Annotated in this window: 15 protein-coding genes and 1 pseudogene; 13 read left to right on the top strand and 3 right to left on the bottom strand. The window is 42.1% G+C overall.

Going from position 1 to position 17740, the window contains the following annotated elements; genetic code table 11:
• The first annotated feature begins 47 nt into the window (after window positions 1-47).
• The 4 genes and pseudogenes from BGC07_RS23805 to BGC07_RS03445 all read left to right on the top strand — a co-directional run bounded on the left by BGC07_RS23805 (window position 48) and on the right by BGC07_RS03445 (window position 7971).
• A pseudogene (locus tag BGC07_RS23805) lies at window positions 48-1933 on the top strand (ATP-binding cassette domain-containing protein).
• 95 nt (window positions 1934-2028) lie between these two features.
• Window positions 2029-4941: an insulinase family protein gene (locus tag BGC07_RS03455; RefSeq protein WP_235602884.1), complete on the top strand. Its 2913-nt coding sequence runs from the start codon at window positions 2029-2031 to the stop codon at window positions 4939-4941.
• Window positions 4942-5163: 222 nt separating this feature from the next.
• Window positions 5164-6354 (top strand): enoyl-ACP reductase FabV, encoded by a 1191-nt coding sequence (gene fabV, locus BGC07_RS03450; RefSeq protein ID WP_069311972.1) that lies wholly within the window; start codon window positions 5164-5166, stop codon window positions 6352-6354.
• Window positions 6355-6873: 519 nt separating this feature from the next.
• Window positions 6874-7971: an exonuclease/endonuclease/phosphatase family protein gene (locus tag BGC07_RS03445; RefSeq protein WP_139121604.1), complete on the top strand. Its 1098-nt coding sequence runs from the start codon at window positions 6874-6876 to the stop codon at window positions 7969-7971.
• Between the two features lie 82 nt (window positions 7972-8053).
• On the opposite strand, the gene BGC07_RS03440 is transcribed toward BGC07_RS03445, so the two are convergent.
• The 3 genes from BGC07_RS03440 to BGC07_RS23010 are packed head-to-tail and all read right to left on the bottom strand — an operon-like array spanning window position 8054 to window position 10065.
• Window positions 8054-8686, bottom strand: a complete 633-nt coding sequence (locus BGC07_RS03440) for a transglycosylase SLT domain-containing protein (protein WP_069311970.1) — start codon at window positions 8684-8686, stop codon at window positions 8054-8056.
• Window positions 8667-9206 carry an anthranilate synthase component I family protein gene (locus tag BGC07_RS23015; RefSeq protein ID WP_268801601.1) on the bottom strand — a complete coding sequence of 180 codons (540 nt, stop codon included), beginning with the start codon at window positions 9204-9206 and terminating at the stop codon, window positions 8667-8669. Before BGC07_RS23015 ends, BGC07_RS03440 begins: the two co-directional genes overlap by 20 nt.
• Window positions 9172-10065, bottom strand: a complete 894-nt coding sequence (locus BGC07_RS23010; RefSeq protein ID WP_268801600.1) for a chorismate-binding protein — start codon at window positions 10063-10065, stop codon at window positions 9172-9174. Before BGC07_RS23010 ends, BGC07_RS23015 begins: the two co-directional genes overlap by 35 nt.
• Window positions 10066-10210: 145 nt before the next feature.
• Here BGC07_RS23010 and BGC07_RS03430 point away from each other — a divergent pair, with 145 nt between their 5' ends.
• The 9 genes from BGC07_RS03430 to BGC07_RS20505 form a co-directional block, all read left to right on the top strand.
• A complete protein-coding gene (locus BGC07_RS03430) occupies window positions 10211-10432 on the top strand; it encodes an RNA chaperone Hfq (RefSeq protein ID WP_069311969.1) in 222 nt (73 codons plus the stop codon).
• 106 nt (window positions 10433-10538) lie between these two features.
• A complete protein-coding gene (locus tag BGC07_RS03425) occupies window positions 10539-11207 on the top strand; it encodes a M15 family metallopeptidase (protein WP_069311968.1) in 669 nt (222 codons plus the stop codon).
• 149 nt (window positions 11208-11356) lie between these two features.
• Entirely contained in the window at window positions 11357-12631 is a 1275-nt protein-coding gene (gene serS / locus BGC07_RS03420; protein WP_069311967.1) for a serine--tRNA ligase, read from the top strand.
• 99 nt (window positions 12632-12730) lie between these two features.
• Entirely contained in the window at window positions 12731-13471 is a 741-nt protein-coding gene (locus tag BGC07_RS03415; protein WP_069311966.1) for a fimbrial biogenesis chaperone, read from the top strand.
• A 26-nt stretch (window positions 13472-13497) separates the two neighbouring features.
• Window positions 13498-14415, top strand: coding sequence for a TIGR01777 family oxidoreductase (locus tag BGC07_RS03410; RefSeq protein WP_069311965.1), 918 nt, complete (start codon window positions 13498-13500; stop codon window positions 14413-14415).
• 406 nt (window positions 14416-14821) lie between these two features.
• Window positions 14822-15580, top strand: a complete 759-nt coding sequence (locus BGC07_RS03405) for a hypothetical protein (protein ID WP_069311964.1) — start codon at window positions 14822-14824, stop codon at window positions 15578-15580.
• A 177-nt stretch (window positions 15581-15757) separates the two neighbouring features.
• Complete coding sequence (locus tag BGC07_RS03400) at window positions 15758-16375, top strand: NADPH-dependent FMN reductase (protein ID WP_069311963.1); 618 nt, start codon at window positions 15758-15760, stop codon at window positions 16373-16375.
• 26 nt (window positions 16376-16401) lie between these two features.
• Window positions 16402-17097: a cyclase family protein gene (locus BGC07_RS03395; protein ID WP_069311962.1), complete on the top strand. Its 696-nt coding sequence runs from the start codon at window positions 16402-16404 to the stop codon at window positions 17095-17097.
• Between the two features lie 119 nt (window positions 17098-17216).
• The coding region (locus BGC07_RS20505) for a pentapeptide repeat-containing protein (protein WP_069311961.1) at window positions 17217-17740 on the top strand (524 nt) is incomplete at its 3' end.

The raw sequence follows: 17740 nt of genomic DNA, 5'->3' as shown, positions 1-17740 counted from the left end.
GCTTTAAGCTACAATGGAGCCAATTTTGAATTGAAGTTGGAGTGATTATGTCCCTTTTGACCTTGCGTGAGGTGTGCTTGAGCTATGGTGGCCCCCTATTATTAGATCATGTTGACTTTCAGCTCGGACGGGGGGCAGCGAGTGTGCCTTGTCGGTCGAAATGGTGCGGGTAAGTCAACTTTAATGAAGCTCATTAATGGTGAACATCAAGCCGATCAGGGTGAGTATCTCGTTAAGCAAGGGGTTAGAGTTCAGCGTTTGCAACAAGAGGTCCCTCATGACACAAGCGGCAGTATCTTCGCTGTTGTGGCGGCAGGCTTAGGTGAGCTGGGTCATCACCTGGCGCGCTATGAAGAGTTATTAACGTTAGAAAAGTTTGATAAAGAATTTGAAGAACTGCAGCATGCCATAGAAGAGCAGCAAGGGTGGCAGGCACGTCAACAGATTGACATGATATTATCCCGTTTAGAGCTCAATGGTGAGGGTGATTTTAGAGCGTTGTCTGGAGGCTGGAAACGCCGTGCGCTATTGGCGCAAGCGCTGGTCGGGCAGCCTGATGTATTATTGCTTGATGAGCCGACTAACCATTTGGATATTACGGCGATAGAATGGTTAGAAGAATTTTTGGTCTCTTACTCCGGAACTTTATTGTTTATTACTCACGATCGGTCATTTTTGCAGCGTTTGGCAACACGAATTGTTGAGTTAGATCGCGGTAAGCTGGTGAGCTTTCCAGGGGATTATGCAACTTACTTAAAACGCAAAGAAGAAATGTTGCAAGAAGAAGAGCAGCAAAATGCACTATTCGACAAGCGCTTAGCTCAAGAGGAAGTGTGGATACGGCAAGGAATCAAAGCCCGTCGAACACGTAATGAGGGACGGGTACGTGCACTTGAGAAGATGCGAGTTGAGCGCAGTCAGCGCCGTAGTCGTCAGGGTCAAGCGAAAATCGGAGCAGATAGCGGCGAGCGTTCGGGCAAGCTTGTGGTCGAAGCGCAAAATATTTCATATTGCTATGATAATAAGCCAATTATTGATCAGTTTTCTACAACTATTATGCGTGGTGATAAAATTGGTATTATTGGCCCGAATGGTGCGGGTAAGAGTACCTTATTGGCCATATTACTCGGTCGTTTAGCACCACAGTTGGGTAGCGTTAAGCTCGGTACTAATTTGCAAGTGGCTTATTTTGATCAGTTAAGGCTTGCTTTGGATGAAAATGCAACGGTGTTTGATACAGTTGCTGAGGGCAAAAAACACGGTGATACTCAATGGCAAAGAGCGTCATGTCATGAGCTATTTGCAGGATTTTTTATTTGCGCCTGAGCGTGCGCGTTCGCCGGTGAAGGCGCTATCCGGAGGAGAGCGTAATCGTTTATTGCTTGCCAAATTATTTACTCAGCCTTGTAATGTACTCGTTCTGGACGAGCCGACCAATGACTTAGATATGGAAACCTTAGATCTATTAGAAGAATTATTGGTTAATTATCAGGGAACTTTACTGCTTGTAAGCCATGATCGGGCCTTTTTGAATGATGTGGTGACCAGTACCTTAGTCTTTGAAGGAGAAGGGCGAGTGAATGAGTATATTGGTGGCTATGATGACTGGCTGCGCCAACGTCCCGTAAAGCAAGTGACGATCGCCCTGAAAGAAACGGTAGAAAAAGAGTCTAGCATTAAGGCTAATCGTGGTGAAAAAAAGGCAGTTAAAAAGTTAACCTTTAAAGAAAAGCACGAACTTGAAGCATTACCGGCAAAAATAGAAACGTTAGAAACGGAGCAAGAAGCGTTAAATGCACAACTAACAAGCAGTGACTTTTATCAGCAAGGTGCTGATGTGATTCGTCAAGCAACTGCTCGAATGGAAGAGCTGGAAGAAGAATTACTCGTCTGTTATGAGCGTTGGGAAGAGCTAGATGCGAAAGTAAAATAATTTCCCTATACGCTTTTAAAGCAGTGGGAATAGGCTTTATGATTAAAGTAATAAGAGTGGATAATAATTAAACTAAAGTAAGATTGGAGAAGACATTGAATTCATCAAAAAATTGCTATGAGACATTTGAACATCTCCGTGATGTTTATATTCCTTCTTTGAACGTAAATGTTGCCCAATATCGTCATTTAGGTACGGGTGCCGATCATTACCATATTGATGCGGATAATAGTGAAAATGTATTTTTAGTGAGTTTGCGTACCGTGCCGACAGATTCTACGGGAGTTGCGCATATTTTAGAGCACACGGCCTTGTGTGGCAGTGAAAAATACCCGGTGCGCGACCCGTTTTTTATGATGATTCGCCGTTCGCTGAATACCTTTATGAATGCATTTACCAGCAGTGACTGGACGGCTTACCCTTTTGCGACTCAAAACAAAAAAGACTTTAATAATCTGCTTGATGTGTATTTAGATGCGGTATTTTTCTCGCGTTTAGATCCTCTTGATTTTGCACAAGAAGGCCATCGGCTTGTCTTTTCTGAAGAAGAGAATATAGATTCACCTTTGATGTATAAGGGGGTGGTTTATAACGAAATGAAAGGGGCATTAAGTTCGCCCTCGCAACAGCTTTGGTATGTGTTATCGAGTTATTTATTCCCGACTTCAACCTATCACTATAACAGTGGCGGTGATCCTGAGAGTATTACTGATTTAAGTTATGATGAACTCAAAGCTTTTTATAAAAAGCATTATCACCCAAGTAATGCCGTTTTTATGACCTATGGTGATATTTCAGCTTCAGAGCATCAGCAAAATTTTGAAGAAAAAGTGCTCTCTCGCTTTGAGCGTAGTGATGACTATGTCGAGGTGAAACCTGAAAAGCGTTATCACTCCCCCGTGAATATCACTCGTGCATACCCACTTGATACTCAATCTACGGGTCGTCAAAGTTATCATGTTTTAGGCTGGCTACTGGGTGAAAGTATTAATTTGAAAAGTGCTTTTAAGGCTCATTTATTATCCAGCGTTTTACTGGATAATAGCGCAAGCCCGCTCATGGCTGCTTTAGAACAAACAGATTTAGGTTCAGCGCCTGCACCGATTTGTGGTTTGGAAGATTCTAACCGTGAAATTAGCTTTATGTGTGGGTTGGAGGGGTGTGCACCCGACAGCGCGGAGCAGTTTAAAGCATTAGTTATTAATGTGCTTGAGAATGTGGCTAAAGAGGGTATAAGCCAGGAAAAACTCGAAGCGGCGTTGCATCAATTTGAGCTGAGTCAGCGTGAGATTACCGGTGATGGCTATCCTTATGGTTTAAAATTGATGTTATCGATGCTAACCGCGTCGGTGCATCGTGGTGATGCAGTGGCTGCAATTGATGTGGAGCCGGTATTAGCAGAGCTTCGTGAAGAAATTAAAGATCCAAACTTTATTAAAGAATTGGTCAAAGAAAACCTATTAAATAACCCTCATCAGGTGCTCTTTACTTTAAATCCAGATGAAAAGCTTACTGAGCGTAAAGCCGAAGCTGAAGAAAAATATCTAGCTTCCGTGAAAGAAACGTTATCTGTTGAGGCGAAACAGCAGATGGTTGACCTGGCTGTAAAATTAAAAGCGCGTCAAGAGGCTGAGGATGATGCCAGTATTTTACCTCAAGTGACATTAAAAGATGTGCCTGCTGATATTCCTAAAATTGAAGGTCAAGCGATAGCGCAGGGAAATATCAGCCGAAAATACTACACGCAAGGCACCAATGGCTTAGTTTATCAGCAAATTATTGTTGATTTGCCAAAGCTTAATGATGAAGAGCTAAAAGCGTTGCCACTGTACAGCGCTTGTTTGCCCGAGCTGGGGGCTGGCGAGCTAAGTTATATGGAGGTGCAAGAAGCACAAGCACGTTTTACTGGTGGTTTTAATGCACATACGACTTTAAAGGGTAAAGCGGATGATGAGCAGCAAGTTAAAGGCTATTTTGTCTTGTCGGGTAAGGCGCTTGCTCGTAATTACCAAGATTTTAATGATCTCATGCAAACGTTATTTAACCAGGCTCGTTTTGATGAAACCGATCGCTTACGTGAGTTAGTCTCACAAATTCGTGCCAGTCGTGAGCAATCTATTGTTAGCTCAGGCCATTCCTTTGCGATGGCTGCAGCAAGCTCGGGGATGAGCCCCGTGGCTAAACTACACTATCAGCTTGAAGGTTTGGCAGGGGTTAAGGCATTAAAAGACCTAGATGAAAGCTTAGCTGATGATGCAAAAGTGCACGCGCTAAGTCAGAGCTTAATGTCGATTCATAAAAAAGTTATTGCCAGTGCAAAGCAATTGCTGATGATTGGAGAAGAAAGCAGCCAAGTTTTGGCTGAGTCGATGCAGTGGCAGGGTCAAGCTGAAAGTGACGGGAATCCCATGACTTTTTCACCGGTGAGCGAAAAGGTAAACCTCGCTTGGTTGATGAACACACAGGTCAACTTTTGCTCTCGTGCTTATAAAACAGTACCGATTGGCCATGCAGACGCTCCAGTATTAACGGTGATTGGCGGTATTTTGCGTAATGGCTTTTTGCACCGTGCGGTGCGTGAGCAAGGTGGGGCTTATGGCGGCGGCGCTTCGCATGATAATGATAATGGTGTATTGCGCTTTTATTCCTATCGTGATCCACGCTTGACTGGAACACTGAACGATTTCGATGCTTCGGTTGAGTGGCTAAAAAGAGGTGAGTTTTTAGAGGCTCAAATCGAGGAGGCCGTGTTAGGTGTTATTGCTGCGCTAGACAAGCCAAGTTCTCCAGCAGGAGAGGCGCGTCAGGCATTTTTTAATGACTTACATGGCCGTAGTTATGAAGTCCGTAAGCGCTTTCGTGAACGTGCACTCACAATGACTCGTGACGATATTGTGCGTGTTGCAAAAGAATACTTAAATACTGAAAATGCGAGCACAGCGGTTATTGCCAGCCCGGCATCAAAGTCTGAGTGTGAAAAATTAGGCTTAAATGTCTTTAATTTATAGTGAAGGACTGTTCTATTACTTCGTAAAAAGCGTCCAATAAGGGCGCTTTTTTGTGGCTTAATGTTTATACAGGGTAAAAAGTGCCAGGTATGTATAAAAATCATATAAAGCAGCGCATTGATTTTACATCTGCGTTTGCAATATGAGGTGTGAGGTGACTCAATTTATGAATCGAGGTATGATACAGGCACGTTTATATAACAAAAAGGTTAAGAAGATAAGATGCTTGTAGAGCCAAAAGTTCGAGGATTCATTTGTACGACAGCCCATCCTGTGGGTTGTGCTGCGCAAGTACAGCGACAAATTGACTATGTAAAGCAACAGCCAACATTATCTGGGCCAAAAAAAGTGCTTGTGATCGGTGCGTCAACCGGTTATGGCTTAGCTAGCCGGATTACTGCAAGCTTTGGTTGTGGAGCACAGACAATCGGTGTGTTCTTTGAAAAAGAAGCGGCAGGTAAACGTACTGCTTCACCAGGCTGGTATAACAGTGCTGCATTTGAAAAAGAAGCACACAAAGCCGGTTTATATGCGAAGAGCATCAATGGTGATGCCTTTTCTAATGATATTAAAGAGCAGACAATTGAGCTGATTAAAAAAGACTGGCAAGGTGACGTGGATCTTGTCGTTTATAGTTTGGCCTCTCCTCGTCGTATTGACCCTGTGACGGGTGAAGATTACCGTTCAGTATTAAAGACAGTCGGCCAGCCGTTTACTGATAAGACCGTCGATGTTTTAGCAGGAACTGTCGGTGAGGTCACCATTGATCCGGCCAATGCTGATGAAATTGCGAATACTGAAAAAGTGATGGGCGGTGAGGATTGGCAACTATGGATGGATGCCTTGCTTGAAGCAGGAGTGCTTGCTAAAGGTGTTAAAACAGTTGCTTACTCTTATGTGGGTCCTGAGTTAACGTTTCCGATTTACCGTGAAGGAACTATTGGCCTTGCTAAAAAGCATTTAGAAGCCACTGTGACGAATTTGAATGAAAAACTAACAGGACTATCAGGTTCAGCTTATATTTCAGTGAATAAGTGTTTAGTCACACAAGCGGCGGCGGCGATTCCTGTTGTGCCTTTATATGCATCTTTACTTTATAAGGTGATGAAAGATAAAAACTTGCATGAAGGCTGTATCGAGCAGATTGTCCGGTTATTTTCTGAGCGCTTATATGAAGATAAAGTGCCTTGTGATAAAGAGGGCCTTATTCGTATCGATGACTGGGAAATGAAGCCAGAGGTTCAAGCAGAAGTTGAAGCGCTTTGGAAACAAGTGAGTACAGAAAATTTGATGGATATTTCTGATTTGGCCGGTTATCGTCAGGAATTTTATCAATTATTTGGTTTTGAGACAAAAGGCGTCGATTATAGCCAGGATGTTGATGTGAATGTTGCAGTGCCATCACTGAAATAAATGGTAATAATATTTAATTATATTTTTATTGAAGTTAAAAGGCGGTTAAACCGCCTTTTTTAATTACGCGCTGAAAACCATTGATTTTTCTTAATGACTCTTAAAAAAGGTGAGTAATGGAGTGATTAAGCTAAATAGCTCAGTTTGTGATTGAGAATTTGGATGTTCAAGTTAATAAAACTTCAAGATTAATCACTAACATAATTTATTCTTAATAATTTTATGGAAATAATATATCTTAGCTAACTGTTATTGAATTTAATAGGCCAATTAGTTGTTCTATGGTTTTTCCAAGTTCAAAAATATAAAAGGTATTTGAATGATAAAATTTAATAAAAATTCAAAAAAGTTCAAAAAAAATTAACTTAAATGGCGCAATGAGGCTGATGGCATTAACTTGTTTAACGTATCTACCCGCGAGTTATGCTTTGCAGATTCATGTGTTCAATTTTAGGACGGTCACATCTCCTGCCCCTGCCCTTGATAATCATGGTCTTTTCCAAAGGTTTTTTTAACCAGGTGAATAATAAATCACCTTATGATTTTATTAGTTTAGAGGCGTATCCAGTTGATCAGCATAATCGCGAGGGCCAAAGTGAAAAAGATGTCATTGCCAGTGTGGTTGGTGATGGAGATTATAAACTGATTGGCAATGGTCGTAGTGGTGGTCATGGCGAAGCGACCCCCATTATGTATAATAATGCGAACTGGCACAGTGTAACCGATGCCGATTTAGAGAGGAAAATCCAGAGTAATTGTTCTAAGTATGATAGCCAGTCTGGGCATGGATTGGCAGATCAAACATGCTCTTTAGGGAGTTATAATCAGGACGCACCTTTTGGTAAGCCACATAGAATAGCAACCTGGGGAGTATTCCAGAGTGCAAGTCAACCAAGCCAGAAGATTATTTATGTTGTTTCACACTTTCCTGTGGGGGGCGGCGGCCCTGATGGATACGAGTTTGGGCGAAGAATAGATGAGACGATTATAAACCCATTGCGTGAAGAGTATAAAGGTGCTCCAGTTGTGCTTTCTGCCGACTTTAATGGGGCAATGCCGGATGCTTATGATAAAGTAGGTTTAAACCCTTTCGTTGCAGGTGCGACTATCGCTGCGCCTGATAATTGGATAAAAATTCACTATATTCCTTCTTATAACCAATCAATCAGGCTTTCGGAGCTGGGACAATATCAACTGATACCCACTCATACGCGTGATATTAATTATGAATGTGAGAATGGTGCAAACCCCGCTTGTTTGTCGGATCATCATGACAACATGATAGATGCCACTTTTTCTTTCTCAGGTTCAGGCCCGAGTTTGCCTTGCCCAACACCAGATGAACCTACAGTATCTGGTCAATCAGGTGCAGCAATGCAAATAAGTTGGAGTAAAGTCAAAGGGGCTACAAGCTATAAGGTTTATGGTTATCCTGGAAAATCGAACTTAATTGGCACAACGAGTGATACCCGTTACCCTGATGCTTCCACAGTGGGCAAAGCGGGTCCCTTTGATTATTATGTTCAAGCGCTTTGTAACAGTGGGGCCTCTGAACTGAGTCACGTCAACCATTATATACCGCCTAAAAAAAGCTCTTTTAGTGGCATTCACTGGTAGCTGTATTTTGAACTGATATATTTAAAATATAAAGCAAAAACCCTACTTTAGATCAGTAGGGTTTACTTTATTAATGCTTATCTTATTTTTGATTTTTACCAAAACCACCACGATTTTTTGGTAGTGAGGATTCACAGCGGATGAGTTGGCTGTAATAGCTATTCGCTTTGTTGCGAACCTGGTGAGCTTTGTCGAGTAGCCAACGCTTTTTCAGATAGCTACGGCTGCGGTAACCCCCATCGCCTTCATGGTAGGCAAGGTAGAGTGAGTAGGCATTATTCCTAGCAATACCTAGACGTGAGGAAGAACGGTTTGCATACCAGCCGACAAAGTCGATAGCGTCAGCAAAGTCTGTACGTGAAGCACTGGTATTGCCAGTGGCGCGTTGGTAGGCAGCCCAAGTGCCATCGGTGGCCTGTGCATAGCCGTAGGCGCTGGTTGGGCGCGACCAGGGGATAAAGCCTAATAATGTGGTGCGTGGCGGTTGAGCATCATAGCGGAAATGAGATTCATAATAGATAATCGCCATTTGAGTGCTGATAGGAACTCCCCATTTTTTGCGTGAATCTTTGGCAGCCCAATACCATTTTGGGTATTCGCGGAAAATACTACAGATATTATTGATATTTTGTGGTGGTGCGGTGGCACAACCGGTGAGTATCAATGGGACGATGAATAGTGCGATAAGTTTGAGGTTAGAACCCTGAAATTTCATAGAGGGTTTCATGAATAATATTAACCTTATCAAAGCTTTCTTGATATTCTTGTTTGAGTTGAGAGTCTGCAACGATACCTCCTCCTGCCCAGCAGTATGCATGGCTCTTGTGACAAATTAGTGTACGGATCGCAATATTGGTGTCCATATGACCATCATAACCAATATAACCAAGACTACCATAGTGCAGACTTCGGCGATGCGGTTCAAGTTCCTCAATAATCTCCATGGCACGAATTTTAGGAGCGCCGGTGATCGAGCCGCCTGGAAAAGCGTGCTTTAACACATCTAATGCATGAGTGTCCTGAGATAACTGACCGCGGACGGTGCTCACTAAATGATGCACGTTTTGAAAGCTTTCGACTTCACAGACTTTAGGAGTGGTGACAGAGCCGATTTCACAGCTACGGCCTAAATCATTGCGTAGCAAATCAACGATCATGATATTCTCAGCTTGATCTTTTTCGCTGGCTAATAGCTTTTCTTTATACATCAAGTCTTCTGTGGGGGTTTTTGCCACGAGGTTCTGTACCTTTAATGGGTTTGGTTTCAACAGTATTTTGATTGATTTTTAAAAAACGCTCGGGTGAACAGCTTAAAATTTGGTTGTTGCCGGTATCCATATAGCAGGCAAAAGGTGCGGGGTTGTTCTTGCGCAACTTTAAATAAGCGTGTAATGGGTGGCCTGTAAATGGTGCAGCAAAGCGTTGTGTTAAATTAATCTGATAACAATCACCAGCGTGAATATAACCTTGGATGGCATTAAAACGTTTTTTATAATCGTTAAAGCTTAAGTTCGAGCTAAATTTATCGGTTAGGCTAAAGTGAGGAGCTATCTGATTTGTAATACGAGTGTTTGAATTTGAGGGGGTATTTGAGAGCTGGTGGTAAATATCCAGGCTTGAGGGCTGTTGTAAGGGGCTGACCCAATGAGCGGCGTTTTCATGGTGGTCGATGATGATTGCCCAGTCATAGAGGCCAACGGCAAGGTCAGGCACGTCTAAGTCATGTTCAGCGTGCTCAGGAAGTGTTTCAAGCATGCGTCCTAAATCATAACCAAAATAGCCCAAAGCACCGCCGCAAAAGGGCAAGTTATAAGTGCCTGGTATTTTGATTGGTAATTTTTTTATTTGATTTTTAATAAAGCTAAAAGGGTCAAGAGTGCCTGCACTTTGATAATGATTGCCTTGAGCGTCTGTACTATAGGTTGTATTGTGTTCACTGATGATTTTTTTATAGGGGTTTGCTGCGAGAATATCAAAGCGGCCGCTGCTTAAAGGTGCACAACTGTCCAGCCAGATAGGCCAATCAAGGTGGGCGATTTTACAAAACCACAGCGCGGAGTCTTGAGTATAGGGGAGCGGTTTGATCGTCAACATGGCCTAATATCGCTAACAAAATTGTGCGCTATTTTAGCAAAAAATAGCTAAAAATACACTACAGACAGACGCTAGCTTGCCTAACTCGCAGAAATGTCTCATATTAAAAATATCCCTTAGTCGGTTTGTTGCAGGGTAAAGTCTCATGAATAAGGTCGTACAAGAGCCATTTTTAGATCTGCTGGTCGAGAAAAAAACGCAAATTTCCGTGTATTTGGTTAGTGGGATGCGTTTGCAAGGGACGTTAGAGGGGTATGATGCCTATGTTTTATTTGTCAGTTGCCCAACAGGAGTGCAATCTGTTTATAAAGGTGTGATTTCAACGATTGCAGTTCAGCATAGCCAGCCAAGACAGGCTTTTACCTAAATCTTTCAATTTTTATCGAGCTTTTATTGGCTTTTAAACTGGAACTTGCAATTAGAGTTCTATAACCTGTATAAGTTAAATAACCAGTTAGAGCGTAACAGTAACAATGACTGCGCATATTTATGGTCAAGATGACCAATACCTCACCGACTTTAATTCTGATCATCGTCTACATATCCAAGCAAAACCGCCACTGTTGAGTTTAATTGAAGCTGCTAGTCATCAGGGGATTCATTTAGCCCTAATCAGTGCTTATCGTAGCTTTGATCGACAACTTGTGATTTGGAATGCCAAGGCCTCAGGAGAAAAGCCCGTTTTTGACCGAACCGGTCAGCATGAAATAAAACTTAATGAACTGGCACCTAAAGAGCGAGTGTTTGCAATTTTAAATTGGTTTGCCTTACCTGGGACCAGCCGCCATCATTGGGGGACAGATTTTGATATTTTTGATTTAAACGCGCGACCTCAAGGCTACCATATTCAGCTTGTGCCAAGTGAATATCAGTCAGGGGGAGTCTTTTCGAGCTTAGGTGAATGGTTAGATCAGAACTTAGATCATACCCCCTTTTTTAGGCCATTTTGGGGTAAGACAAGCGGGGTTGCTAAAGAGCCTTGGCATATTAGTTATCAGCCTTTAGCTGAAGAATTTCAACAGTCATTTTGCAAAAACCAACTGGCGACTATTATTAAACAGTCGCCTATTTTATTAAAAGATGAAATTCTTGCAGCACTCGATGAGATTGTTGCGCGTTTTGTCCATGCAATAGATGACTAGCTAAAAAAAGAGCGATGAAGGGCGTTTTTTGGGCTATTTAGTGGCTGCCTTTGAAGTGACTTAGGGTTTTAAACGCTAGGCATTTTGTTAGGATGCCATTATTATATGAGGATTGATTAAAAGAACGAGAGCGAAGGTAAAAGAAAAAAATGCTTGACCCAAAATGTTTACGTACCGATTTAGAAAACGTTGCTAAGGCACTGCAGAAAAGAGGGTTTGAACTGGATACCGCTAAACTAGCTTCTTTAGACGAGCAGCGTAAAAGTTTGCAAACGCTAACACAAGAGCTGCAAAATGAGCGTAATTCTCGTTCTAAATCTATCGGTCAAGCAAAAGCTCGTGGTGAAGATATTGCACCACTCGTTGCTGCTGTTGGCGATTTGGGTAAGCAGCTAGACGATGCCAGCGCTAAACTACATATTATTCAAGCCGACCTCGATGATCTTTTATTGGGGATTCCTAATTTGCCACATGAGTCTGTTCCTGAGGGGAAGGACGAAGATGATAATGTTGAGGTTCGCCGCTGGGGGACGGTCCCTGAGTTTAACTTTACACCTAAAGATCATACTGAGCTAGGTGAGCAGCTTGGTGGATTAGACTTTGAGCTTGCGGCAAAGCTAACGGGGTCTCGTTTTGTGGTGATGCGTGGGCAGGTGGCGCGCTTACACCGTGCTTTGGCGCAATTTATGCTCGATGTGCAAACTGAGCAACATGGCTATCAAGAAATGTATGTGCCCTATATGGTCAATCACGACAGTTTGCAGGGTACTGGTCAGTTGCCGAAGTTCGGTGAAGACTTATTCCATCTTGAAGGTGAGCATGATTATTGTTTAATTCCAACCTCTGAAGTGCCGTTGACCAATACTGTACGCGATGTGATTTTAGAAGAAGCACAATTACCGGTGCGTTTAACAGCACAAACGCCTTGTTTTCGCAGTGAAGCCGGTTCTTATGGTCGGGATACACGCGGCATGATTCGTCAGCACCAATTCGAGAAAATAGAAATGGTGCAAATTGTGCACCCAGATGAATCATATAATACACTCGAAGAAATGACTGGCCATGCTGAGAAAGTTTTGCAATCGCTTGAATTGCCTTATCGTGTGATGAGTTTGTGTGGGGGAGATATTGGGACCGGTGCTGCTAAGACTTATGACTTAGAAGTCTGGTTACCTGCTCAGGGTAAATACCGTGAAATCTCTTCTGTAAGTAATTGCGAAGCTTATCAAGCGCGTCGAATGAAGGCGCGTTGGCGTAATTCTCAAACAGGCAAGCCAGAATTGGTTCATACTTTAAATGGGTCAGGTCTGGCAGTGGGGCGTGCTTTGGTTGCAGTTTTAGAAAACTATCAACAGGAAGACGGCCGTATTCGTGTACCGAATGTGTTAGTGCCTTACATGGCGGGACTGGAGTGGATAGGTTAGAGCCTGACCTAACCTGCCCCCTCGCTTTTATAGTAAAAAAGCTGAAGAGCTTAGGGTGCAAAATTTAAAAACAGACGTTAAATTTGTGAGGGAATAGCATTGAAGCGTTTACTTTCTAATACAATTGCTGGGGTTTTAGCGCTTGGGGCAAGCGTGGCTAGTTTTGGGGCAAGCTCTTATTTGGTGGCACCAGGGAAGGTGATGCTGAGCTTGCAGCGCCCTTCAACATCATCATTTATTGTGCGCAATACTGGGGATACAACACTGCACTTGCGAGCGAAGCTCGAATATTATCCGACCAATTCAGAAGTATTGGGTTTAGGGTCTCAGCAAAAAGGTTTTGATGATGATTTGCTTAAGCATGCTCGGGTATTGATTAGCCCGCCTTTACTTGTTATGCCGGCAGGACAGCAGCGAACGTTACGTGTCTCAGTTAGACCTAAAGCGGGGTTAAAAGAAGGGACCTATCGAGCTTATTTGCGCTTTAGTCCAAGTGAGTTGATTAAGCAGCCGATTAAAGTAGAGGGCAATGTAGAAGGGAATCAAGTGGGTGCACAGATTAATATTCGCTTAGATACGGTGACTTCGATTTATGCTGACAAAGGTGAAGGGGCGGCAAAAGTCTCGGTGAAATGTGTAAAGGGTAAGAAAAATACCGAGGTGATCGTCGATAACAACTCACCTTGGATGTATCGTGGTAGCATTGCTAATGGTAAATCATCGGTGCCTGTGATCCTTATGGGATATAACACACAAAAATTTGAGTTGAAAAAAGTACGTTCGACTATCCAGTTTGCCAAAGAAAATAGTGATAAAGGTCAAGAAATCCGTTGTAGCTAAGTCTGTAAAGATAGAGAGTCGTAGACATGAATGTTGTTGTTATTGGAGCGACGGGCTTAGTTGGTAGTGCTTTGGTTCAACAGTTAAATCGCCAGTATAATATTACAGCAGTGGGGCGAGATGAGAGGCTAGTCCGGCAAAAATTCCCTTTTTGTAAAAGTTTGGCGCTTCAGGATTTAGCTTTAAAACACTTAGCTGAGTGTGACGTCGTTATTAACCTTGCTGGCGAAAATATTAGCAAAGGGCGTTGGAATGAATCACGGCGCGCTGAGATTATTGATAGTCGAGTTAGTACGACTCAGCAGGTTGTTGAGTTGTGTCGAAAGTTGGATCAAGACGCTCCACGTGTCTTCAACGCTAGTGCGATTGGTATTTATGGTTTGCAAGAGACAAGTTCAAGTTTATCAGATGCTTTTGTGGAAGAAAGTGAGCTGCCTAATCCGCCGACAGACTTTTTAAGTGAAGTGGCGATTGGCTGGGAAAATACGCTAAGGTTTCTTGACCCTGAAAAAGTAGTGAAGTTGCGTTTTGCTGTGGTGCTAGCGCGTCATGGTGGCGCTCTACCAAAATTAGCGATGCCGTTTTATTTTGGTTGTGGTGGGCCAATCGCTTCTGGCCAGCAAGCAATTTCTTGGGTGGCTTTAAAAGATGTAGTATCAGCGATTACATTTTTACTCGATCGGCCGTTGCTTTGGGGAGCGTTTAATATTGTTGCACCTGAATGTTTACATCAACGCCAATTCGCTCGCGTGCTTGCCCGTGTACTGAAACGACCAAGCTTTATGTGGACTCCGGGGTTTTTTCTGAAATTATTATACGGTCAAATGGCTGAAGAGCTTATTTTACAGGGGCAACATGTAGAGCCTAAACGCCTGCTTGATGTGGGTTTCGAGTTTCAATATGGTGATTTAGATACGGCACTGCGTGATATTTATCGAGATTAAGCGGGAATACTCTATTTTATTCGCGCGATTCTGATTCTCGATGAAATTGTTATTGTGATTAGTGTGATAGCCCTTAAATTCTGACGTATTATACGCGTATTAATAATCTGCTTTTCGATGGAGCTTGTATGGGCTGGATTGAGTTGTCAGTAACTCTATTAAGATTAGCCAATCGCAAGATGCAATAATTAGATGAATTTGCCCTTTTAAAAGCCTTTAAATCAACTAGCCTCCAGCTCTTTAAAAATCAACAGCAATATGCCTTTAAAGTTAAGTTAATAATCAGAGGTTAATTTAATTAGTGTTTAATAAAGATTCTTGCTTAGTGAACTTATTTTTGGAGAAGGTTACCTGATGAAATACAAAAAAAAATTGTTTTAGTACTTTAATAGCTGCTGTATCTAGTTTGACTATTTCAAAAGGAGTATTAGCTAACCCTAACCAACCATTTTCTCCCAATCATAGCCCCACGATATCTTATAACTCCGCAGGAAAGTCATTAGAACCAAAGGATTTTCACTTTGATAATCATGGCAAAAAGGTGCATTGTGACCAAAGTAAGTCAACATCTTGGAATGGGGGCGTGCTGTCGATTAAGTATTCGCCTGGAGAAAATACCTGTTATGTTACGACAAACGCGTCATTAAGCCAGCTATATGGTGGTAATATGCCTCATTCTGGAGTGATCTCGGCTATGATAGAGGTGGATGGTAATTCAAGTGATGACTCTGATGCCTGGCCTGCATTTTGGATGGATGATACTGATCCTGGCTGGCCTCAGGGTGGTGAGATCGACATTGCTGAGAGACAATATTCATATACGGAAAGTCACCTAATTGGCACCCCTGGTAAAGAGGTATTTGGAAAGAGCATGATTAACTTTGGTCAAGGCGGACAAGGTCTGAAACTCGAAGATGGATCACATCAGTATCAACTAAGGTGGAGTTATATTCAGGACAAACTACAGCTCAGTACTTATGTAGATGGCCATCAGGTGGGGTCTTCTGTGACGTTGCCGGATAGTGCTGACCAGGACCAGCAACAAACTGCGCAAGCCATTTTAGATCATTTTAAAGACATGCATATTAAGTTCGATACTGATGCACATAAGAATATAAACTCATTAAAATATGAGATGAAAATTAGCAATGTAACAGTATCATGACCGCCCTAAGGTGGTCCGCCTTTTACCAGATGATCCTATCCACTAGATAAGACTAAAACGTGAAATTCCTGTACAATTAGTTTGTGAATCGAGAGGGTCAATGTGTTATTAACACTTGAACTAAATTTAAGCTTAGCTTAATTGAGTGAGTTCCAATTTAATTTTAAAGGGAAAAAAATGAAGCTTGTTGTCATCAGTGGTAGTCATCGTCAAAACTCCCAATCTTGTAAGGTTGCTCAGTATATTGCTGAGCGTGCAAAAGCACTACATTATCAAAATAATGTGCATGTTATCGATTTAGCCGTGGAAAACTTGCCTATGTGGGATGAAAGCATTTGGCAAGGGAGCAGAGAGTGGCAAGTGCGCTTAGAGCCTATTCATCGCCAATTACAAGAGGCGACTGCTTTTGTCATTGTTTCACCCGAATGGTCGGGGATGGTGCCAGCGGGGCTGAAAAACTTTTTCTTACTGTGTGGTGCAAAAGAGCTAGGCCACAAGCCGGCTTTAATTGCTGCTGTTTCTGCTGGCATGGGGGGAAGTTATCCTGTGAATGAGCTGCGTACGAGTAGCTACAAAAATACCCGCCTTTGCTATATTCCTGAACATTTGATTGTTCGCAATGTTGAGCAGGTATTAAACTCACCGGCAACGGCTAAGAATTTAAGTACAGACGATCAATATATTCGTGACCGTATTGATTTTAGTGTGAGTTTATTGCATGGCTACGATGAGGCTTTAAAACAAGTTAGAGAAGCACATTTAACAGATTATGAAAAGTTTCCAAATGGCATGTAATTTAAAAAAATAATAAGGAAAGCCCAGTGTTTGATCTTGATAAATATCATCTGATTGACTTGACTCATTTTCTTGATGAGAAAACACCTTGTTGGGAAGGCGGTTGCGGTTTTTCAATGTCGATGACTTTAGATTATCCAGAGGGCTGTCGCGTACACTCATTGGCTATGAATGCGGGGATTGGCACTCACTTAGATGCGCCCCGTCATTTTTGTGAGCAAGGTGAGAGTATTGATCAATTAAAGCTAGAGAAACTAATCGCTCCTGTCATTGTATTAGACGTTCGTAAACAAGCAGAGGCTGATTATTTGATTCATATGGATGATATCCATGCGTTTGAGGCTCAGTATGGGCAAATCGCTGAAGGGTGTTTTGCAATTGGCTTAACCGGTTGGGGGCAGTATTGGCATGATCAAAACCGATACCGCAATGTTGATGAGCAAGAACAGATGCACTTTCCTGGGTTTAGCTTGGATGCTGCTAAACTGCTATTAGAAAGAAAGATTGTTGGTATTGGGATTGATACTTTATCTCCAGATGGTGGTAATACGCAGTTTCCAGTGCATCATTTAATCTTGGGGGCAGGGTGTTATATTGTAGAGAACCTTGCTTATTGTGAGCAGTTACCTGTAACGGGGGCTTATGCTTCGCTATTGCCATTAAATTTACGTGATGGAACTGAATCACCGATTCGTGCAGTTGCTGCTGTTCCTAATGTTTAAGCAAGATTTTAAGCGATGTCAGTTTTAAAAAATAAATGGAGCCTTACAGAAAATTGTCATGAATATGAGTTAAAAAAATAGTTGACCAAGAAGAGTATTATGATCAGGTTTTTGATGGCTTGGACTTAAGTCAAATTAACTTGAATAAAGTAACCTTTGAAAACTGTCAATTTATAGATTGTGATTTTAGTGAATCTGCACTTAATCAGTGCAAATTTATAGATTGTAGCTTTAAAAATTCGAACTTAAGTTTGGCTAAATTAAATAATTCACTTGTTAATGAAGTTGAGTTTAATGCTTGCAAGATGACAGGAGTTAACTGGAATCAAGCGCGTTGGTCGAATATTACCCTAGCAAGCCCAATATTTTTTAAAGCCTGTGATGTCAGCTTATCCAGTTTTTATGAGTTAAAGCTGCCAGAGCTATCAATGATCGATTGTAAAGCGCATGATGTTGATTTTCGAGGTTGTGACTTAACTAGAGCAGACTTTACTCGAACCGATTTTGAAAAAGCTGAATTTATGCATACGCGGCTGAATCATGCTGATTTTAGGGAAGCGATAAACTATATTATTAACCCTGTGGAAAATTCACTGACTCGAGCAAAATTTAGCTTCCCTGAGGTGGTTAATTTATTGCGGGG

The organism is Piscirickettsia litoralis (assembly GCF_001720395.1).
Classification (GTDB): Bacteria; Pseudomonadota; Gammaproteobacteria; order Piscirickettsiales; family Piscirickettsiaceae; genus Piscirickettsia; species Piscirickettsia litoralis.
This window is presented reverse-complemented; position numbering and strand designations above follow the sequence as displayed.